A 20,933-nucleotide genomic window follows, 5' to 3' on the forward strand; every position below is an offset into this window, starting at 1 on the left:
TGCATGTTTTTGGGCAACAAAAAACCGGCATTCGCCGGCCACGCGCGGATCCATCCGCTCAGGCCGAACGCCGGTTCAGGAAATCACGATGCAGGCGGATGATCGATTCGGCCGTCTGGCTGCCGGTGACATCGGCCAGCGTAACGTCGTCGAGCGCGCGGTAGAAGGCCTGCTCGGCCACGTCCAGCGCGCGCTTCAGGCGGCAGTTGCCGTTCAGCGCGCAGGGCGGGTTGTCGCAGTCGATCACCGGCCGGTGCCCTTCCAGCTCGCGCAGGATGGTGCCGACGGTCAGGCGCTCGGCGCCGGGGCCCAGTTGCAGGCCGCCGTGGCGGCCGCGCGTGGCGCTGATCCAGCCCAGCTTCGACAGCCGCGCCGCCACCTTGACCAGGTGGTTGTGCGAGATGCCGAACTGCTGGCCCACCTCGGCGATCGTGATCGGCCGGCTGCCGTCGCCACGGGCGACGTACATCAACAGGCGCAGCGCGTAATCGGAGAAGCGGGTCAGTTGCATCGTGGCGCCATGTTAAAAAAGATGCATCCTGGATGCAAGTTATATTTTTCCCCGCCGTGCTAGGGTGCAGGATCGCCAGAAGGCGCCGGCGGGCTTTGTGATTCATATCAGACATTGCTACGCCCCCGACGAAGGCCGCCCATAAAAGAGTCATAAGGCGCCGGTTATACTGATTGGCGAACCCGGCCCCGCCAGCACCCTGGCGCGGGTCCCGCCATTCCAGCAAAAAGGTCCTACACAACAATGCGCAGATTCACTACCCAGCTTGCCCGCCCCGCCCGTCCTGCCCGCCGCGCGCGCGGCTTTACCCTGATCGAGATCATGGTGGTGATCGTGATCCTCGGCGTGCTGGCGGCACTGGTGGTGCCCAAGATCATGAGCCGTCCGGACGAGGCCCGCATCGTGGCCGCGCGCCAGGATATCTCGTCGATCATGCAGGCGCTCAAGCTGTACCGTCTCGACAACAGCCGCTATCCGACCACCGAACAGGGCCTGGGCGCACTGGTCGCCAAGCCGACCACCGAGCCGGTGCCCAACAACTGGAAGGGCGGCGGCTACCTGGAAAAGCTGCCCAAGGATCCGTGGGGCCATCCGTACCAGTACCTGAACCCCGGCGTGCGCGGCGAAATCGACGTGTTCAGCTTCGGCGCCGACGGCCAGGCCGGCGGCAACGCCAACGACGCCGATATCGGCAACTGGGAGTAAGCGCCCCTGCCGCCCGCCCTTGCCGCTTCCATCATGACCACGGCGCCGCGCCGCCGCGCCCCCCGGCAGCGGCACCCCGGCTTCACGCTGCTGGAACTGCTGGTGGTCATGGTGATCGCCGGCATCGTGATCTCGCTGGTCGCGGTCAATGCCGCGCCCAACGAGCGCGGCCGCGTGCTTGACGATGGCCAGCGCATCGCGCGGCTGTTCGAGCTGGCGCAGGAAGAAGCGCAGCTGGGCGCGCGCCCGATCGCGTGGGAAGGCGACGCCGGCGGCTGGCGCTTCCTCGAAGCCACCCCCAACGGCTGGATCCCCATGCGCACCGACGTGTTCGCGCCTGGCAACTGGCGCCTGGCGCTGGACCAGGTCATCGTCGCCGAAGGCGGCCGCAGCACCGGCACCAACAGCCCGCCGCGGCTGATCTTCGGGCGCGAGCTGATCGATGCCCCGCAGCGCCTGGTGCTGGTGCGCGGCGATATCCGCGTGGACGTCGCCGGCGACGGCAGCGGCCGCTATTTCGCCAGCACGCCATGACGCGCCCGCGCCTTGCCGGACGCCAGCACGGCGGCGTGGCCGGCTTCACCCTGATCGAAGTGCTGGTGGCGCTGACCATCCTGGCCGTGGCGCTGACCGCGGCCATGCGTGCGATGAGCTCGATGGTGGATGCCAGCGCGTCGCTGCAGACCCGCATGCTGGCTGAATGGAGCGCCGAGAACCACCTGGCTTCGGTGCGCCTGGCCAAGACCTGGCCCGAACCCGGCGTCAGCGGCTATGCCTGCCCGCAGGGCGGCACGCCGCTGTACTGCGAGCAATCCGTGTCGGCCACGCCCAATCCGGTGTTCCGCCGCGTAGAAATCGCGGTCTATCCTTCCGCCACCGACAAGTCAGTGCGGCTGGCGTGGCTCGTCACCATTGTCCCCAATGAAACCCGCAACGTGCTCTGAGCGCCGGCGCGGGCGCACATCCGCCGGCGGCTTCACGCTGCTGGAAATGCTGGTCGCCATCACGCTGCTGGCGGTGATGGCAGTGATCGGCTGGCGCGCGCTGGACAGCCTGACGCGCAGCCGCGAACGGCTGACCGATCACGATGCCCGGCTGGATGCGCTCAAGGTGCTCTACGGCCAGCTGCAGGCCGATTGCGAGCACCTGGCCAACCCTACGCTGCTGCAGGCCAGCCCGGTCGAGATCGCCCAGAACCGGGTGCTGCTGGTGCGCGACCGCCGCGACGAAGGCCAGCCGCCGACATGGCAGGCGCTGTCTTACCAGCTTGACGGCAACACGTTGCTGCGCGTGGCCGCGCCGCCGGTGGACAACCGCGCGGCGCTGCAGACGTCGCTGCTGGCGCTGCGCCAGGGCGGCGGCAACAACGCGCAGGTGCGACGTGTGCTGGGCGACGTGGATGGCCTGAGCGCGCGCGCCTGGGTCGAGCCCGCCGGCTGGCAGGCGGACAGCAACCGCATCCGCAACGTACTGTTCAGCGGCAATGCAGCCAGCGCGGTGGCAGCATCGGACGTCGGCGCGGCGGTGCCCAACACCGCGGTGCGCGCGGTGGAACTGACCATCCTCGCCCGCATGGGCGACGGCGACGCGCCGCGGCAGTTCCAGAAGATCTGCATGTCCGGGCTATGACGCACGCCCGCCGCCGATCCCGCTTCCGGCCCGTGCGCCGCCGCGCGCGCGGCGCCGCCGTGGTCACCGCGCTGCTGATGGTGACGCTGGCCGTGGTGGTGGTGTCGGGCATGCTGTGGCGGCAGCAGGTGCAGATCCGCGCTATCGAAAACCAGCGGCTGCTGGCCCAGGCCACCTGGATTGAGCGCGCCGCGGTCGACTGGGCGCGGCTGATCCTGCGCGACGACCAGCGCCGCAGCAACGTCGATGAACTGGGCGAGCCGTGGGCGGTGCCGATCGCCGAGACCCGCTTGTCGGATTTCCTGGGGGCGTCGCTGCGCACCGACGTTGCGGGCGAGACCTCGTTCCTGTCCGGGCGCATCCTCGATGCGCAGGCGCGCTTCAACCTGGCCAACCTGGTGACGTGGTCCGCCACCGGCGGCCAGGGCGCCCCGGTCGGGCGTGTTGCCAACATCGACCAGTCGGCGCAGGCCGCCTATGGCCGCCTGCTGCGCACCGTGGGGCTGAACCCGGCGCTGGCCGAGTCCACCGCGCGCTACATGCTGCAGGCCGCCCAGGGCGGCCAGGGCGGCGATGCATCGGGCCGGCAGGCGCCGCGCCCGCTCGACAGCGTGCAGGGCCTGCTGGCGCTGCCCGGCTACACGCCCGAGAAGGTGGCCGTGCTGGAACCCTTTTTGATCGTGCTGCCCGAGCGCACCCTGGTCAATGCCAACACCGCCGACGCGGAAGTGCTGGCCGCCATGATCGACAAGCTGCCGCTGGAGCGCGCGCGCGAACTGGTGCGCCAGCGCGACCGCGCCTATTTCAACAACATCGGCAACCTGCAGACACAGCTGTCCGCGGTGGCGCCGCAGGCCAGCAGCGGCAACCTGGGCAACCTGCTCGACGTGCGTTCGCATTACTTCCTGGTCTACGGGCTGGTGCGGCACGAGCGCGCCAGCCGGCTGCAGGTGTCGCTGATCTACCGCGGCGAACCGCTCGGTGCGGCCAACACCACCCGCGTGGTCTGGATCCAGGATGCGGACCGGCTGCCGGACCTGCGCTGAACCATGGCAAGGCGGGCTGGCGCACATATGAAAACGGCATACCGGAGCAACCGGGGAGAATGGTATTGACGTGGTTTTGTCACGCAGGCAAGGTATGCTGCGGCGCTGGCGCGAGCCTGGCACCAGCCCGCTCGCCGCCGATCGGCCTCCCAGGCCGCCCGCCGGCATCCCCGCACTCCGGCAAGTTTCCTGCGCCGGGGCGATCCCGGGCGCATCCCATGGGCCATGCGCCTTATCGAGCCGTTCTACTGAAGCCAAAGCAAGGACATCTTGAGCACCACCCTGTACGTGCGCATGCCGCACCGGCCGCATGACCAGCCGCAACCGTGGCAGTTCGGCGCCCTACCGTTTGCGCTGGTGCGCACGGCCGCGGGCGAGTCTGCGCGGCGCGGATTGCCTCGTGCCGTGCCGGAAGTGTTGCGAGAAGGCCACGCCCGCATTGCCGACCTGCCCGCGGCGGAGCGGCTGGTGCTGATCCTGGCCGCCAGCGACGTACTGCTGACCACTGCCAGCGTGCCGCCGCTGCCGCCCGCGCGTTTGAAGCAGGCGCTGCCCAACCTGGTCGAGGACGCCCTCGCCACCGACGCGCAGCCGTGCCACATCGGCATCGGCCCGGCCCTCGGCGGCGCCACGCCCGGCCGCGGCCCGCGCCAGCGCTTGCTGATGGTGGCGGACCGCGCCTGGCTGCGCACGGTGCTCGATGCCTTTGCCGAGCATCGCCATCGCCGCCGCCACGTGCTCGCCGCGCAGCTGTGCGTGCCGCTGGCCGCGGTCGAAGAGGAGGCCGGCGCAGAGCCGTCGCTGGCCCCGCCCGGCGAGGTGCCGGCAGCGGCCCAGCCGGCTACGCTGGTGGTTGAAGCCGCCGCCAGTGCGCTCGCCGAAAGCGGTGCGCTCGGTGGTGCGCTGGGCGAGGCCTTGCCGGCACCCGCAGCCACCACGGCGCGCCAGTGGCAACTGACAGTGCGCACCAGTGCGCACGCCGGCTACGGGCTGCTGCTGGGCGACGACGCACTGGCCGCATGGCAGGCGCTGGCGCCCGCGGGCACCTGGTACGCCGATGCCGACGCCGCGGCCATGGCGCCGGTCCCGGGCCTGCGCCAGGCCGGGCGCGCCGGCTGGCGGCTGTGGATCGACGGTGCCCAGGAATGCCTGCGCGAGCCGGGGCTGGACCTGGCGCAGTTCGAATTTGCGCAGGGCCGCGCCGACCGTTGGAACCTGGTGGCGTGGCGCCTGCCGCTGGCGCTGCTGGCGGGCCTGGTGCTGGTCCAGTTGATCGGCATGAACACCCACTGGCTGCTGCTGCGCAACGAGCAGCAACGGCTGGAGGCGGCGCAGGCGCAGACGCTGCGCGGCGCGTTCCCGCAGATCCCGACCGTGCTCGATGCCCCGCTGCAGATGCGCCGGCAGGTCGAGCAACTGCGTATCGCCAGCGGACGCAGCACGCCGGACGATTTCCTGCCGCTGGCCGACCGCTTCGCCCAGGCCGCGCGCCGGCTGCCGCCCGATGCGCTGCAGGCGCTCGAGTACCGCGGCCGCATGCTGGTGGTGACGCTCAAGCCTGGCACCGACACGGCCGGGCTGCGCAGCGCAGCGCGCCAGGCCGGGCTGCAGATGGAAGAGGACAAGGCCGGCAATGCCTCGGGCAGCACCGGCACCAGCGCAGGCACACCTGTAACACCCGGCTCGCGCTGGACCATCAAGCCCGGCCTGTGACCGGCGCATGCCCAACATGAACCCATTGAAAGACTCCGCCCGCAGCCAGTCGCCCGCCGCCCGCCGCAGCGGGCCCGCCACGCTGCGCACGCGCCTGGCGCGGCTGCGCCCGTCGGTGCCGCAGGCGTGGCGGGAACGCTTCGACGCCTTCTGGTCGGCACGCAACCCGCGCGAGCAGGCCATCCTGGCCGGCGGCGCCGCGGTGCTGGCCCTGGTGGTGGGCTACCTGGTGCTGTGGGAGCCGGCCGCCGACGGCCGCGAGCGGGCCGCGCGCAACCTGCCGCAGCTGCGCGCCGACCTGGCCGAAATGGAAACGCTGGCGCAGGAAGCGCGCGGCCTGAAGGCCACGCCGGCGCCGTCGCTGCGCGGCGATGCGCTGACGCAAGCGCTGCAGGAAAGCCTGGGCCAGTACGGCCTGAAAGCCACGCGGCTGGCGGCCGGCGCCGACAACAGCGTGCAGGTGCAGCTGGACAAGGTCCCGTTCGGGGCGGTCAGCACCTGGCTGCAGGACGTGCGCCAGCAGCAGCGCATGAAGGTGATCGATGCGCGCGTGGTTTACGTCGGCGCCACGGCACTGGTGAACGTGACCGCGACCCTGCAGGGTCCGGGCGGCCGCAGCTGATGGTGCGGCTGGAAACCTTGCGCCTGCCGCGCCGCGCGCTGCGCCAGCCGGCCGCCGCGCGGCGCCTGCGCTGGCTCGGGCTCGCCCTGGCGAGCGCCGCGGTGACCACGGTGGCGATGCTGCCGGCGGCATGGATCGCCGCGCGCGTCGCCACGCAGACGCAGGGGCGCGTGTTGCTGGCCGACGCCAGCGGCTCGCTGTGGCGCGGCAGCGCCACCCTGGCGCTGTCGGCCGGCGCGGGCAGCCAGACCGCCACCGTACTGCCCGGCCGGCTGCACTGGACGCTGGCGTTCTGGCCGCTGCTGACCGGCACCGCACGGGTGGTGCTGACGCATTCCGAGGCCATGGCCGCGCCTGTCGCGCTCACCGCGACGCCGGGCGGCTGGAGCGCGCAGGCGGGCGCCATGCGGCTGCCCGCTGCGCTGCTGGAGGGCGTCGGCGCGCCGTTCAACACGCTGCGCCCGGACGGCCTGATGCGGGTGGACTGGTCCGCGCTGCAGGGCGGCTTCTCCGGCAAGGGCTTGACCGGCCATATGACGCTGCGCATCGAGCAGGTGTCCGCCGCGGTCAGCCGGCTGCGCCCGCTGGGCAGCTACCGGGCCGAGATCGACTGGACCGGCGCAGGCGGCGGCAAGCTGCAGCTGAGCACCATCGAGGGACCGCTGCACCTGGAGGGCAGCGGCACGCTCGGGCGGCAGGCGCGCTTCGAGGGAACCGCGCATGCCGAACCGGAGGCCGCCACGCAGCTGACCAGCCTGCTGAGCCTGCTGGGACGACGAGATGACAATGTGACTAGGCTGCGTTTCTGATGCCACGCAGAACGCACAGCCCACGGAAATGACTATGACCACCCACGCCAACCGACCTGTTTTCAAGACCGCCTGCGCCCGCGCCGTGGCATTGCTCTGCGGGCTCTCACTGCTGGCGCCCGCGCCGCTGTGGGCCCAGCCCGGGGCTCCCGCCTCGCGTACCCAGGGCACCCCGCCGGCGCCGCCCGACGTGACGCCCGCCAATCGCGACCAGGTGGTGCTGAACTTCGTCAACGCCGACCTCGATTCCGTGATCAAGGCGGTCGGCCAGGCCACCGGCAAGAACTTCGTCATCGACCCGCGCGTGAAGGGCACCGTCAATCTCGTCACCGAGCAGCCGGTGTCGCGCGCCCAGGCGCTGCAGACGCTGGGCTCGGTGCTGCGCATGCAGGGCTATGCCATGGTCGAGAGCAACGGCTTCACCAAGGTCGTGCCGGAGGCCGATGCCAAGCTGCAGGGCTCGCCCACCGTGATCGGCGGCAGCCCAAGCCGCGGCGACCAGGTGGTGACACAAGTGTTCCGGCTGAACTACGAGTCGGCCAACAACCTGGTGCCGGTGCTGCGGCCGATGATCGCGCCCAACAACACCATCACCGCCTATCCGGCCAACAACACCCTGGTCATCACCGACTACGCCGACAACCTGCGCCGTATCGCCCGCATCATCGCCGCGGTCGATGCGCCGGCCTCTGGCGAAGTCGAACTGGTGCCGCTCAAGCACGCGCTGGCCAGCGATACCGCGGCGGTGCTGCAGCGGTTGCTCGATCCCGCTGCAGCGGGTGCCACCGGCGGCGGCGCCGCGGGCGTCGACGCCAGCCTGCGCACCTCGGTGGTGGCCGAGCCGCGCAGCAATTCGCTGATGATCCGCGCCACCAGCCGCGCGCGCCTGCAGCAGGCGCGCCAGTTGATCGAGAAGCTCGACCAGCCCTACGCGCGCCCCGGCAACATCTGGGTGGTGCCGCTGAAGAACGCCGATGCGATCAAGCTGGCCGCCACGCTGCGCGCCATCGTTGCCGCCGACAGCAGCTTCGCCACCGCCACCCAGCCCGGCGGACAGGCGGGCGGCATCGGCGGCGCGGCGGGCATGACCAATGTCTCGACGCCGACGGGCGGCCAGTTCACCGGCGGCGCCACCACCGCCCAGACCGGCATGCGCAGCGGTACCGGCACCGGCGCCGGGGGCGGCAGCGGCGGCGCCTATGGCAACTCGGCCTTCTCCGCCTCGTTCGGCACCAACACCCAGCCCACCACCGGCGGCATCATCCAGGCGGACCCGTCCACCAACTCGCTGATCATCACCGCCAGCGAACCGGTCTACCGCAACCTGCGCGGCGTGATCGACGACCTTGACGCGCGCCGCGCGCAGGTCTACATCGAGTCGATGATCGTCGAAGTCACCGCCACCCAGGCGAGCGAACTCGGCATCCAGTGGCAGGGCCTGATCAGTTCGCCCGGCGGCAACAACAATGTCTTTGCCGGCACCAATTTTGGCACCGGCGGACAGAACATCCTGAACCTGACGCTGGCCGGCGCGCTGGCCGACAGCAACCGCTCCGCCGGCATCGCCGCCGCGCAGCAACTGATTCCTGACATCGGCGGCCTGAACCTGGGCATCGTCAACCGCGCCATGGGCCTGGGCGCCCTGCTGCGCGCCCTGGGCACGAATGGCAGCGTCAACCTGCTGTCAACACCGAACCTGATCACGCTCGAGAACGAGGAAGCCAAGATCCTGATCGGCCAGAACATCCCGATCACCACCGGCTCTTACGCCCAGACCGGCGGCGCGGCCTCGGTCACGCCGTTCCAGACCTTCGACCGCAAGGACGTCGGCATCACGCTGCGGGTCAAGCCGCAGATCACCGACGGCGGGCTGGTGAAGATGCAGATCTTCCAGGAATCGTCGAACGTGGTGCAGGCGACCGCCAACCTGATCCAGGGCCCGACCACCAATGTGCGCTCGATCGAGACCAACGTGCTGGTCGACGACGGCCAGATCATCGTGCTGGGCGGCCTGATCGAGGACAACTATGGCGACGGCGTGCAGAAGGTGCCGCTGCTGGGCGACATCCCCCTGATCGGCGGCCTGTTCCGCTACGAGAACAAGAACCGCTCGAAGACCAACCTGCTGGTGTTCCTGCGGCCCTATGTGATGCGCACGGCCGGCGCCACCGACCGTCTGACCGCGGACCGCTACGACTATATGCGGGCGCAGCAGCAGGGCTTCGTATCGCCTAACATCATGGTGCGGGACACCAACACGCCGATGCTGCCGCCGGCCGACGCGCCCGGCACGCCGTTCGTCAACCCGCGCACCAACGGCCCGGTGGCCGGCCCGCTGCCGTTGCCGCAAACGCTGCCGCCAGGCTCGCAGCAGCCGGGCGAGCCGGGTCAGGCGCCGTTGCCGCAGGCCGTCCCGGGCCCGCAACCGGTGCCGCAGCCGGTCCCGCAACCCGCACCGCAAGCGCCGGTAAGCGCCCCGCAACCGCTGAACCAGCGCGGCGAAGCCGCACTCCCGTACTGAGGCCCGCCATGGCCAGCGAAGTCCAAACCGCCCTCCCCGCCGGCCTCAACCCGCCGGCCGAACTCGAGCCACCCTCGCCAATGGCGGCGCGGCTGGTCTCCTACGGCTTTGCGCGCGAGGCGCCGCTGCTGATCGCGCACCAGCGCCCCGACGGGCTGGAGGTGTGGGTCAGCCGCGCCACCTCGCCGACCGCGCTGGCCGAAGTGGCGCGCGTGCACGGCGCGCTGCGCCTGCGCGTGCTGGAGCCCGAGGCGCTGGAGCATGCCATGTCCGACGCCTATCACCGCCAGGACGGCAGCGCCGCGCAGGTGGTGGGCGAGGTCGAGGGCGAGGTCGACCTGTCGCGCCTGATGCAGGACATCCCGGCGGTGGAAGACCTGCTGGAATCCGAAGACGATGCGCCGATCATCCGCATGATCAACGCGCTGCTGACGCAGGCGGCGCGCGAAGGCGCCTCGGATATCCATATCGAGCCGTTCGAATCATCGTCGGTGGTGCGCTTCCGCGTCGACGGCACGCTGCGCGACGTGGTGCGGCCCAAGAAGGCGCTGCACGGCGCGCTGATCTCGCGTATCAAGATCATGGCGCAGCTCGATATTGCCGAGAAACGGCTGCCGCAGGACGGCCGCATCACGCTGCGCGTGGGTGGCAGGCCGGTCGACGTGCGCGTCTCGACGCTGCCCACCGGCCACGGCGAGCGCGCGGTGCTGCGCCTGCTCGACAAGGAAGCCGGCCGGCTGGACCTGGCCAAGCTGGGCATGGCGCCCGACACGCTGCGCGGCTTCGACCACCTGATCCGCCAGCCGCACGGCATCGTGCTGGTGACCGGGCCCACCGGCTCGGGCAAGACCACCACGCTGTATGCCGCGCTGTCGCGGCTGGATGCGCGCACCACCAACATCATGACGGTGGAAGACCCGGTCGAGTACGACCTGGACGGCATCGGCCAGACCCAGGTCAACCCGCGCATCGACATGACCTTCGGCAAGGCCCTGCGCGCGATCCTGCGCCAGGACCCGGACGTGGTCATGATCGGCGAAATCCGCGACCTGGAAACCGCGCAGATCGCGGTGCAGGCCTCGCTGACCGGCCACCTGGTGCTGGCCACGCTGCACACCAACGACTCGGCTTCGGCGGTGACGCGGCTGGTTGACATGGGGATCGAGCCGTTCCTGCTGTCGTCGTCGCTGCTGGGGGTGCTGGCGCAGCGGCTGGTACGCCGCCTGTGCCCGCATTGCAAGCGCGAGGAAGTGATCGAGGTCACGCCGGCCGAGGCCGAGATCCTGCACGCGCAGGGCAAGCCGCTGCAGACGCTGTGGCATCCGGTCGGGTGCGACAAGTGCGGCCAGTCGGGCTACCAGGGGCGCATGGGGGTCTATGAGCTGCTGACGGTCAATGACGAAATCCGCACCATGATCCACCGGCAGGCGCCGGAATCGGAGATCAAGCAGGTGGCGCTGGCGCACGGCATGCACACCATGCGCGGCGACGCGCAGCGCTGGGTCGACAGCGGCGCGACCTCGCTCGAGGAAGTGCTGCGCGTCACGCGCGACTAAGGCGGAGCCCCCGGATGCCAGCTTTCCGCTATGAAGCCGCCGACGCCGCCGGCAAGACCGACCGCGGCGTGATCGAGGCCGACAGTGCGCGCCAGGCGCGCGGCCAGTTGCGCGCGCGCGGGCTGACGCCGCTGACCGTCGACGCGCTCGCCGGCGCCGGCCTGGCGCCGCGCCGCGGCAGCCAGCTGCTCGCACGCAAGCTGTCGACGCAGGAGCAGGCGCTGTTCACGCGCCAGCTGGCCAGCCTGATCGTGGCCGGCCTGCCGCTGGACGAAGCGCTGGGCGCGCTGGCCGACCAGGCCGAGCGCCCCTATGTGCATGAACTGCTGGCCGGCATCCGCGCCGAGGTGATGGGCGGCAGCGCGCTGTCGGTGGCGCTGGCGCAGCATCCGCGCGACTTCCCCGAGATCTACCGCGCACTGGTCTCGGCCGGCGAGCACTCGGGCCACCTGGGCGTGGTGCTGGAGCGGCTGGCCGGCTATATCGAGTCGCGCAACACGCTGACCGCCAAGATCCGGCTGGCCTTCACCTATCCGGCCATCGTCACGGTGGTGGCGTTCGCGATCGTGATCTTCCTGCTGTCGTATGTGGTGCCGCAGGTGGTGAGCGTGTTCGCCAACACCAAGCAGAAGCTGCCGACGCTGACCATCATCATGCTGTGGCTGTCGGACTTTGTGCGCAACTGGTGGTGGGCCGCGCTGGCGGTGCTCGCGGTGGCTGCGTTCAGCATCCGCCGGCTGCTGCGCCAGCCCGCGGTGCGGCTCGAATGGCACCGCTGGCTGCTGACCGCGCCGCTGCTGGGCAAGCTGGTGCGCGGCTACAACACCGCGCGCTTCGCCGGCACGCTGGCGATCCTGGTCTCGGCAGGCGTGCCGATCCTGCGCAGCCTGCAGGCCGCCGGCGAGACCCTGACCAATGAGGCGCTGCGCGCCAATGTCGAAGACGCCAACACGCGCGTGCGTGAAGGCGCCTCGCTGGCGCGCGCGCTGGCGGCGCAGAACCAGTTTCCGCCGGTGCTGGTGCACCTGATCCGCTCCGGCGAAGCCACCGGCAACCTGCCGATCATGCTCGATCGCGCCGCGCAGGGCGAGGCGCAGGAACTGGAACGGCGCACGCTGTTCCTGACCAGCCTGCTGGAACCGCTGCTGATCCTGACCATGGGCGTGGTGGTGCTGCTGATCGTGCTGGCGGTGCTGATGCCGATCATCGAGATCAACCAGCTGGTGCGGTAAGGCCGCTGGCGCTGGCATAGGGGCAACGCTCGCATTGCCTGACGTCCGGGGTGAGGGGCTGGCCTCTCCCGCGAAGTGGGAGAGGGGTTGGGGGAGAGGGCGGGAGCCCTCACGAAGTCAGGCGCATCGTGCTTGCCGCACGCCTGCCCTCTCCCCCGGCCCCTCTCCCGCTAGCGGGAGAGGGGAGAAAACCAGGGGCCCGCTTCACTCGGCTTTCTACTCGGCTTTCTACTCGGCTTTCTGCTCGGCTTTCTTGCTCGGACGCTTGCGCGTCTTGCGCGCCGGTGCCGGCGCCGGTGCGGACTCGGCCTCGGCGGCCGGTTGCGCTTCGGCATCCACCGTTGCCGTCAGCACAGTCTTGCCCGGCGCCGCGAATACCGACTGGTCGATCGGCCACGGGGTCTCGCTCAGCGTCACTTCCGGCCGGCGTGCCGCGCGCTTGCGCGCGCCAGTGGGGTTGCCCGCTTTCGGCTCCGGGTCCGGCTGCGGCGCCGCTTCCAGCGGCGGCACCGGTTGCGGCTCGGCCTCGGCCTGCACCGCATCGGCCGCGACAAAGGGCGGCTCGGCTGGCGCCGGAACCTCCGGTTCGGGGGCGACGGTCTCCGGCGTCGGCAGCGGCTCGACCCCGCGGGCGGGCTCCAACGCTTCGGCCGGTGCGGGGGCGGGCTGGCGGCGGGCCGGTTCGGCATGCTGGGCGGACGGCTGCGGCGCACGCTGCTGCGGCTCGCCGCCGCCCTTGGCACGCTTCTTCAGCCGCACCCAGATGGTCTTGTTGTTGCCGCCGTTGCGGGTCTCCACTTCGAACAGGCCGGTGGCCAGCACCAGTTCCGAAAGCTTGCCGTAACCGTAATTGCGCGAGTCGAATTCCGGCGCCTGCTTGGCGATGTGGTTGCCCATGCTGCCCAGCGTGAGCCAGCCGTCTTCGTCCGACACGGCCTGCGCGGCGTTCTGCAGCAGGCGCACCAGGCGCGAGTCCTGGCGCAGCTCGCCGGTGCTGCGCTTGCGCGTGGGCGCGGCGGCGCCGTCGGCGCCGTCCGCGCCTTCGGTGTCGACCTCGGCGCGCAGCACGTCGGAGTAGATGAACTTGTCGCAGGCGGTGACGAAGGGCTTGGGCGTCTTGCGCTCGCCAAAGCCGTACACGGTCAGGCCCTGCTCGCGGATGCGCGAGGCCAGCCGGGTGAAGTCGCTGTCGCTGGAGACGATGCAGAAGCCATCGAAGCGCCCGGTGTAGAGCAGGTCCATGGCGTCGATGATCATGGCGCTGTCGGTCGCGTTCTTGCCGACGGTGTAGCGGAACTGCTGGATCGGCTGGATCGAGTGCGACAGCAGCCGTTCCTTCCAGCCGGCCAGGTTGGGCCGGGTCCAGTCGCCGTAGATGCGCTTGACGGCGGCCACGCCGTACTTGGCGACCTCGGCCAGCAGGCCTTCGACAATGGCGGGCGCCGCGTTGTCGGCGTCGATCAGCACGGCCAGGGTTGCGGTGCCCTGGCGAGGGGAATTGGTCATGTTCGGATATTCGCTGGTAGGCCCGCGTCAGGGCGGGCGGTCAAGAGTCCGGGTTGCACCAGGATGGCAACACAGATATGACGGAGGCGAGACTGCCTGGCGTCGGCACGGGCCGTCTCGATGCAACGCAGTGTACACGCGAACCCCTGTCCATACGGGAATTCACGGCCAGGACGGGCACGCTTTGTGCTGCATTGCAAGGTACCGTCGATTTTGTGGCGGTGCTACCATGCCGCGCAGAGACAACAGCCGTCCGGCGCCTTCACAAGAGGCCCCGGACGGTTGCCCACAACTGTAGGTGTCGGCGATCCCGACAGCACGCCCCTAGAGGAGCACCCATGAATGCCCCCCTGACCTCTCCGGTCAGCGACGCCATCCGCCAGGCGCTCGCCAACGTTTCCCTCGAAGACAAATACACGCTTGACCGCGGCCGCATCTATATCAGCGGCACGCAGGCGCTGGTACGCCTGCCGATGCTGCAGCACGAGCGCGACCACGCCGCCGGACTCAATACCGCCGGCTTTATCTCCGGCTACCGCGGCTCGCCGCTGGGCGCGCTGGACCAGTCGCTGTGGAAGGCCAAGAAGCACCTGGCCGCGCACAATATCGTGTTCCAGGCCGGCCTGAACGAAGACCTCGCCGCCACCTCGGTGTGGGGCTCGCAGCAGGTCAACATGTATCCCGATGCGAAGTTCGACGGGGTCTTCGGCATGTGGTACGGCAAGGGGCCGGGCGTGGACCGCACCGGCGACGTGTTCAAGCATGCCAACTCCGCCGGCTCCTCGAAGCACGGCGGCGTGCTGGTGCTGGCCGGCGACGACCACTCGGCCAAGTCCTCGACGCTGGCCCATCAGTCCGAGCACATCTTCAAGGCCTGCGGCCTGCCGGTGCTGTATCCGTCCAACGTGCAGGAGTACCTGGACTACGGCCTGCACGGCTGGGCCATGAGCCGCTACTCCGGGCTATGGGTGGCGATGAAGTGCGTGACCGACGTGGTGGAATCGTCGGCCTCGGTCGAACTGGACCCGCACCGCGTGGAGATCGCGCTGCCGGACGACTTCATCATGCCGCCGGGCGGCCTGAACATCCGCTGGCCCGATCCGCCGCTGGAGCAGGAAGCGCGGCTGCTCGACTACAAGTGGTACGCCGGCCTGGCCTATGTGCGCGCCAACAGGCTGGACCGCATCGAGATCGATTCGCCGCACGCGCGCTTCGGCATCATGACCGGCGGCAAGGCTTACCTGGACACGCGCCAGGCGCTGGCCGACCTGGGCCTGGACGATGCCACCTGCGCGCAGATCGGCATCCGGCTGTACAAGGTCGGCTGCGTGTGGCCGCTCGAAGCGCATGGCGCGCGCGCGTTTGCCGAGGGCCTGCAGGAAATCCTGGTGGTCGAGGAGAAGCGTCAGATCATGGAGTACGCGCTCAAGGAAGAGCTGTACAACTGGCGCGACGACGTGCGCCCCAAGGTCTACGGCAAGTTCGACGAGAAGGACAACGCGGGCGGCGAATGGTCGATCCCGCAGAGCAACTGGCTGCTGCCGGCGCATTATGAGCTGTCGCCGGCGATCATCGCCAAGGCCATCGCCACGCGCCTGGACAAGTTCGACCTGCCGGTCGACGTGCGCGCGCGCATCACGGCGCGCCTGGCGATCATCGAGGCCAAGGAAAAGGCGCTGGCGACGCCGCGCGTCGTCGGCCAGCCCAAGGCCGAGCGCAAGCCGTGGTTCTGCTCGGGCTGCCCGCACAACACCTCGACCAACGTGCCCGAAGGCTCGCGCGCGCTGGCCGGCATTGGCTGCCACTACATGACGGTGTGGATGGACCGCAATACCAGCACCTTCAGCCAGATGGGCGGCGAAGGCGTGGCATGGATCGGGCAGGCGCCGTTCGCCGGCGACAAGCATGTGTTTGCCAACCTGGGCGACGGCACCTACTTCCATTCGGGCCTGCTGGCGATCCGCGCGTCGATCGCCGCGGGCGTCAATATCACCTACAAGATCCTGTACAACGATGCGGTGGCGATGACCGGCGGCCAGCCGGTGGACGGCCAGCTGTCGGTGCAGGACATCGCCTGGCAGGTGCACAGCGAGGGCGCGAAGAAGATCGTCATCGTCAGCGACCAGCCGGAGAAATACAACGCGGCGATCCAGCTGCCGCAAGGCATCGACATCCATCACCGCGACCAGCTCGACAGCGTGCAGCGCGCGCTGCGCGAAGTGCCGGGCTGCACCATCCTGATCTACGACCAGACCTGCGCCACCGAGAAGCGCCGCCGCCGCAAGCGCGGCACGATGGAAGACCCGCCGCGCCGCGCCTTTATCAACGACGCGGTGTGCGAGGGCTGCGGCGACTGCTCGGTCAAATCCAACTGCCTGTCGGTCGAGCCGCTGGAAACGGAGTTCGGCACCAAGCGGCAGATCAACCAGTCGTCGTGCAACAAGGACTTCTCGTGCGTGAACGGGTTCTGCCCGAGCTTTGTCACGGCCGAAGGCGCGCAGGTGCGCAAGCCGGAGCAGCACGGCGTGTCGATGGACAGCCTGCCCGCACTGCCCGAGCCGGCACTGCCGGCGATCCGCCGCGCCTACGGCATCCTGGTGACCGGCGTCGGCGGCACCGGCGTGGTCACGATCGGCGGACTGCTCGGCATGGCCGCGCACCTGGAGAACAAGGGCGTCACCGTGCTCGACATGGCCGGGCTGGCGCAGAAAGGCGGCGCGGTGCTGTCGCATGTGCAGCTGGCCGCGCGCCCGGACGACCTGCACGCGACCCGCATCGCCATGGGCGAGGCCGACCTGGTGATCGGCTGCGATGCGATCGTGTCCGCCACGGACGAGGTCATCTCCAAGACCCAGGCCGGCCGCACCCGGGCCGTGGTCAACACCGCGCAGACGCCGACCGCCGACTTCATCAAGAACCCGAAGTGGCAATTCCCGGGCGTGTCGGCCGAGCAGGACGTGCGCAAGGCCGTCGGCGAGAAGTGCGATTTCATCAACGCCTCCGGCCTGGCGGTGGCGCTGCTGGGCGACGCCATCTACACCAACCCACTGGTGCTGGGCTACGCCTGGCAGAAGGGCTGGATTCCGCTGACGCTGCAGGCGCTGGAACGCGCCATCGAACTGAACGGGGTGGCGGTCGAGAAGAACAAGGCTGCGTTCGACTGGGGCCGCCATATGGCGCACGACCCCGAGCATGTGCTGTCGCTGACCGGCAAGCTGAAGAACACCGCGGAAGGCGCTGAAGTGGTCAAGCTGCCCGCCTCGACCGGCGCGATGCTGGAGAAGCTGGTTGCCCGGCGCATGGCACACCTGACCGCATACCAGGACGCCGCTTACGCACAGACCTACCGGGAAGCCATCGAGCGCGTGCGCGTGGCCGAAAGCACGCTGCTGGGCAGCGGCAAGGCGCTGCCGCTGACCGAGGCGGCGGCGCGCAACCTGGCCAAGCTGATGGCCTACAAGGACGAGTACGAAGTAGCGCGGCTCTACACCGATCCCGCCTTCCTCGACAAGCTGCGCGCGCAGTTCGAAGGCGAGCCCGGCCGCGACTACCAGCTCAACTTCTGGCTGGCACCGCCGCTGAACGCCAGGCGCGACGACAACGGCCACCTGGTCAAGCGCAGGTTCGGCCCGTCGACGATGAAGCTGTTCCGCGTGCTGGCGAAGATGAAGGGGCTGCGCGGCGGCATGTTCGACCTCTTCGGCAAGACCGCGGAGCGCCGCACCGAGCGCGCGCTGATCGGCGAGTACCGCGCCCTGCTCGACGAACTGGTGGCAGGCCTCAATGCCGCCAACCACGACACCGCGGTGGCGCTGGCCAACCTTCCCGACGATATCCGCGGCTTCGGCCACGTGAAGGAAAATAATCTGAAGGCGGTGCGCGCGCGCTGGGTGAAGCTGCTGGAGCAGTTCCGCCATCCGGAGACGGCGCAGCGGGCGGCCTGACGGCGAGGACTTCTGCATGGCCCCGCGGTTGTCTCCCCTCTCCCGCTTGCGGGAGAGTGGCCGGGGGGAGAGGGCGGGAGCATCTGGATGCGTGCCTTGCCAGACCACCCCTCACCCTGCCCTCTCCCCATGCGGGGAGAGGGGAACACCATGGGTTGGCATGAGTCGTCGCGTTACGCCTGCGCCAGGGTGGTCTCTCCCGGCTTCACGTACATCGAATTCTTCGGCTGCGACAGCACCCTGCGCACCATCGGCTCGAAGAACGACAGCGGCAGCGTGTCGTAGTCCGTCATGAACGCCGCCGCATCGTACTTGCGGCAGAACTCGGCGGTGCGTTCGAACAGCGCCGGCTGGCTGCGGTATTGCTCGCGCAGGTTGCGATCGAGCCCGAGATGATGGAAGAAGTAATAGCCCTGGAACACGCCGTGCTTTTCCACCATCCACAGGTTCTCGGCGCTGACGAAGGGCTTGAGGATGGCGGCGGCAATATCGGGATGGTTGAAGCTGCCCAGCGTATCGCCGATATCGTGCAGCAGCGCGCAGACCACGTATTCCTCGTCCTGGCCGTCGCGGTGGGCCAGCGTCGCAGTCTGCAGCGAATGCGTGAGCCGGTCCACGGGGAAGCCGCCGCAGTCGCCGTCGAGCAGGCGCAGGTGCGCCAGCACGCGGTCTGGCAGCGCCCGTGCGAACGGCATGAACTCGGCCGAGATGGCGGCCCAGTCCTCGCGGGTGCCGTGTTCCATATGGCTGAAGCTGGCGCGTGCGGGCGCGTGGGTGTCGCTCATGCGGGTCTCCTTTTGGTGGGCGTGCTTGGCATGCCGCCATCGTCTTGAAAGGCGTGCAGGCATTGTGGCAGCCATGACCGGACTACACTGTCAAAAACCAAACAATGTGGCCGCATATTGCGGCGCAGCAGCGTCGATGTGATTTTGGCCGAACGGTACCCGCTCAAGGAGACAACATGACTTTCAACGGAAGCTGCCATTGCGGCAACATCGCCTTCGAGGTCGAGGCCGACAGCATCCCCAGCGTGATCCGCTGCAACTGCTCGATCTGCCGCCGGCGCGGCCACCTGCTGTGGTTCGTGCCGCGCGCAAGCTTCAGGCTGGAGACGCCTGAGAGCAACGCCTCGACCTACCGCTTCAACACCATGAAGATCGCACACCGCTTCTGCCCGGTGTGCGGCTGCGGCCCGTATGCGGATGGCCAGGACAAGGACGGCAAGCCGATGGCCGCGGTCAATGTGCGCTGCCTGGACAATGTCGACCTCGACAGCCTGAAGGTGATCGACTATGACGGGCTGCACCACTGACGCCATGTTCCGCATCGTCGGCATCGATCACCTGGTGTTGCGCAGCGCCGATGTGGACGCGCTGCGGCGCTTCTATGTCGACGTGCTCGGCTGCAGCGTCGAGCGCGAGCAGGCTGACCTGGGCCTGACCCAGCTGCGCGCCGGCAGCGGCCTGATCGACCTGGTCGCGCTGGATGGCCCGCTGGGGCGCGCGGGCGGCGCGGGGCCTGGCGCCGAAGGCCGCAACCTCGATCATTTTTGCCTGCGCATCGACCCGTTCGACGCCGCGGCGCTGCGCGCGCACCTGGCACGGCATGGCGTCGACGCGGGCGAAGTGGCGCAGCGCTTCGGCGCCGAAGGCAAGGGACCCTCGCTGTATGTGCAGGATCCCGACGGCAATGTGGTCGAGCTGAAAGGACCGCCGACGCCGGTGACCGCACAGTAACGCGCGGCGCCGCCGGCAGCGCGCGCACAGGCTCGCTACAATTTCCGACTGGCCCCAGGCGCGCCGCCTTCCAGGGCGGCCATTCCCCGCCGGGCCCGCCATGACCACACTAGAAGCCAGCTCAGGCACGCACGCCGCCAGCACCGACCCAGACGCCAGCCCGGCCCGCGCCGGACCCGCGCAGCCCGTCACGCCACCGCGCCGGCTGGTGTGGATCCTCGGCCTGACCGAGACCATCTCGTGGGGCACGCTGTTCTTCGCCTTCACCGTCTTCATCGACCCCATGATCCGCAGCCTGGGCTGGTCCAAGCCCTTCCTGGCCGGCGGCTATTCGCTGGGGCTGCTGGTGTGGGCGCTGTGCTCGTTTGCGGTCGGCCGGCTGCTGGACCGCGCGCCGGCGCGCAAGGTGATGGGCGCGGGTTCGGTGCTGGCCGCGCTGGGCCTGCTGCTGTGGGCATGGACGCCCTCGCAGGCAGTATTCCTGCTGATGTGGGTGCCGATCGGGCTGGCCATGGCGAGCACGCTGTACGAGCCTGCCTTCGTGGTGCTGCGCCAGGCCTATGGCGACCAGTACCAGAAGCCGATCGTCGCCGTTACCCTGATGGCCGGCTTTGCCAGCACCATCTTCGTGCCGCTGGCGCAATGGCTGGTGCTGCATCTCGGCTGGCGCCCCACGCTGGTCGGCTTTGCCCTGCTCAACCTGCTGGTCTGCGCGCCGCTGCACGCGCGCATGCGCTACGCCCTGCATCCCTCCTACACTGGCGCGGGCCCGGCCGACGGCCGCTCCGGCAGCCGCGACATCGCCCGCGCCACGCTGCGCCAGCCGGTGTTCTGGGCGGTGGTGCTGGCCTTTACCGCGACCGCGGTGGTGGCGTCGCTGCTGGGCGCGCACCTGATCCCGATGCTGACGGAAAAGGGCATGCCGGTGGCGCAGCAACTGGCGGTCGCGGCGCTGATCGGGCCGGCCCAGGTGGCGGGCCGCATGCTGATGATGCGCGCCGGGGTGCGCCACCCGGTGCGGCTGTCGCTGCCGGTCTATGCGCTGATGAGTGCCGGGCTGCTGTGCTTTGCGTTGGGGCACGGCGCGTGGTTGATGGTTGCGGCGGTGCTGTACGGCTGCGCCAACGGCGTCAACACCATGCTGCGCGCAATGGCCATGCCGGAATTGATTTCGCGCCATCACTACGCCACCCTCAACGGGCTGATGATGACGCCGGTGCTGCTCATGCAGGCGGCAGCCCCGTGGCTGGGCGCGCTGCTGTGGCGCGCGGCCGGCGGCTACTGGCTGATGCTGTGGGTGATGCTGGCGCTGGCGCTGGCCGCGCTGCTGGCGTTCGGCTATGCGCTGCACCGGCGCGGGCTGCTGCGCGTGGACGCGGGCCGCCCGTGAACGGCTCCCCTGC

Annotated in this window: 18 protein-coding genes; 15 read left to right on the forward strand and 3 right to left on the reverse strand. The window is 69.7% G+C overall.

Annotated features, from left to right (window positions below; all coding sequences use genetic code 11):
• Positions 1-58: 58 nt before the first annotated feature.
• Positions 59-511 carry an RrF2 family transcriptional regulator gene (locus tag ACOCMH_RS15595; RefSeq protein WP_427311721.1) on the reverse strand — a complete coding sequence of 151 codons (453 nt, stop codon included), beginning with the start codon at positions 509-511 and terminating at the stop codon, positions 59-61.
• Positions 512-754: 243 nt separating this feature from the next.
• Here ACOCMH_RS15595 and gspG point away from each other — a divergent pair, with 243 nt between their 5' ends.
• The 11 genes from gspG (at position 755) to gspF (ending at position 12,344) form a co-directional block, all read left to right on the forward strand.
• A complete protein-coding gene (gspG, locus tag ACOCMH_RS15600; RefSeq protein WP_427311722.1) occupies positions 755-1,216 on the forward strand; it encodes a type II secretion system major pseudopilin GspG in 462 nt (153 codons plus the stop codon).
• Positions 1,217-1,249: 33 nt separating this feature from the next.
• Positions 1,250-1,750, forward strand: coding sequence for a GspH/FimT family pseudopilin (locus ACOCMH_RS15605; protein WP_427311724.1), 501 nt, complete (start codon positions 1,250-1,252; stop codon positions 1,748-1,750).
• Positions 1,747-2,160 (forward strand): type II secretion system minor pseudopilin GspI, encoded by a 414-nt coding sequence (gene gspI, locus ACOCMH_RS15610; protein WP_427311726.1) that lies wholly within the window; start codon positions 1,747-1,749, stop codon positions 2,158-2,160. The genes ACOCMH_RS15605 and gspI overlap by 4 nt, the downstream gene beginning before the upstream one ends.
• Entirely contained in the window at positions 2,138-2,845 is a 708-nt protein-coding gene (locus ACOCMH_RS15615) for a PulJ/GspJ family protein (protein WP_427311728.1), read from the forward strand. Before gspI ends, ACOCMH_RS15615 begins: the two co-directional genes overlap by 23 nt.
• The gene (gene gspK / locus ACOCMH_RS15620; RefSeq protein WP_427311730.1) at positions 2,842-3,891 is read left to right on the forward strand and encodes a type II secretion system minor pseudopilin GspK; all 1,050 of its coding nucleotides are present in this window, start codon (positions 2,842-2,844) and stop codon (positions 3,889-3,891) included. Before ACOCMH_RS15615 ends, gspK begins: the two co-directional genes overlap by 4 nt.
• A gap of 270 nt (positions 3,892-4,161) precedes the next feature.
• The gene (gene gspL, locus ACOCMH_RS15625) at positions 4,162-5,604 is read left to right on the forward strand and encodes a type II secretion system protein GspL (RefSeq protein WP_427311732.1); all 1,443 of its coding nucleotides are present in this window, start codon (positions 4,162-4,164) and stop codon (positions 5,602-5,604) included.
• A 16-nt stretch (positions 5,605-5,620) separates the two neighbouring features.
• Positions 5,621-6,226, forward strand: coding sequence for a type II secretion system protein M (locus tag ACOCMH_RS15630; protein ID WP_427311734.1), 606 nt, complete (start codon positions 5,621-5,623; stop codon positions 6,224-6,226).
• On the forward strand, positions 6,226-7,035 hold the full coding sequence (gene gspN, locus ACOCMH_RS15635) for a type II secretion system protein N (protein WP_427311736.1): 810 nt from the start codon (positions 6,226-6,228) through the stop codon (positions 7,033-7,035). The genes ACOCMH_RS15630 and gspN overlap by 1 nt, the downstream gene beginning before the upstream one ends.
• Positions 7,036-7,069: 34 nt before the next feature.
• On the forward strand, positions 7,070-9,556 hold the full coding sequence (gspD, locus tag ACOCMH_RS15640; protein ID WP_427311737.1) for a type II secretion system secretin GspD: 2,487 nt from the start codon (positions 7,070-7,072) through the stop codon (positions 9,554-9,556).
• An 8-nt stretch (positions 9,557-9,564) separates the two neighbouring features.
• A complete protein-coding gene (gspE, locus tag ACOCMH_RS15645; protein ID WP_427311739.1) occupies positions 9,565-11,112 on the forward strand; it encodes a type II secretion system ATPase GspE in 1,548 nt (515 codons plus the stop codon).
• A gap of 14 nt (positions 11,113-11,126) precedes the next feature.
• On the forward strand, positions 11,127-12,344 hold the full coding sequence (gene gspF, locus ACOCMH_RS15650; protein WP_427311741.1) for a type II secretion system inner membrane protein GspF: 1,218 nt from the start codon (positions 11,127-11,129) through the stop codon (positions 12,342-12,344).
• A 228-nt stretch (positions 12,345-12,572) separates the two neighbouring features.
• On the opposite strand, the gene ACOCMH_RS15655 is transcribed toward gspF, so the two are convergent.
• A complete protein-coding gene (locus ACOCMH_RS15655) occupies positions 12,573-13,850 on the reverse strand; it encodes an NYN domain-containing protein (protein WP_427311743.1) in 1,278 nt (425 codons plus the stop codon).
• Between the two features lie 338 nt (positions 13,851-14,188).
• Between ACOCMH_RS15655 and ACOCMH_RS15660 the strand changes: the two genes are divergently transcribed.
• Positions 14,189-17,794, forward strand: a complete 3,606-nt coding sequence (locus ACOCMH_RS15660; protein ID WP_427311745.1) for an indolepyruvate ferredoxin oxidoreductase family protein — start codon at positions 14,189-14,191, stop codon at positions 17,792-17,794.
• 173 nt (positions 17,795-17,967) lie between these two features.
• Here the strand turns inward: ACOCMH_RS15660 and ACOCMH_RS15665 are convergent, their stop codons facing one another.
• On the reverse strand, positions 17,968-18,579 hold the full coding sequence (locus ACOCMH_RS15665; RefSeq protein WP_427311747.1) for an HD domain-containing protein: 612 nt from the start codon (positions 18,577-18,579) through the stop codon (positions 17,968-17,970).
• 176 nt (positions 18,580-18,755) lie between these two features.
• On the opposite strand from ACOCMH_RS15665, the gene ACOCMH_RS15670 reads away from it, so the two are divergent.
• From ACOCMH_RS15670 to ACOCMH_RS15680, 3 genes are all read left to right on the forward strand, one after another.
• A complete protein-coding gene (locus ACOCMH_RS15670; protein WP_427311749.1) occupies positions 18,756-19,106 on the forward strand; it encodes a GFA family protein in 351 nt (116 codons plus the stop codon).
• Between the two features lie 4 nt (positions 19,107-19,110).
• Positions 19,111-19,530 (forward strand): VOC family protein, encoded by a 420-nt coding sequence (locus tag ACOCMH_RS15675; protein ID WP_427313303.1) that lies wholly within the window; start codon positions 19,111-19,113, stop codon positions 19,528-19,530.
• Positions 19,531-19,630: 100 nt separating this feature from the next.
• The gene (locus ACOCMH_RS15680) at positions 19,631-20,920 is read left to right on the forward strand and encodes an MFS transporter (protein WP_427311750.1); all 1,290 of its coding nucleotides are present in this window, start codon (positions 19,631-19,633) and stop codon (positions 20,918-20,920) included.
• Positions 20,921-20,933 lie beyond the last annotated feature (13 nt).

This window comes from Cupriavidus sp. H39 (assembly GCF_050271075.1).
Classification (GTDB): domain Bacteria; phylum Pseudomonadota; class Gammaproteobacteria; order Burkholderiales; family Burkholderiaceae; genus Cupriavidus; species Cupriavidus necator_B.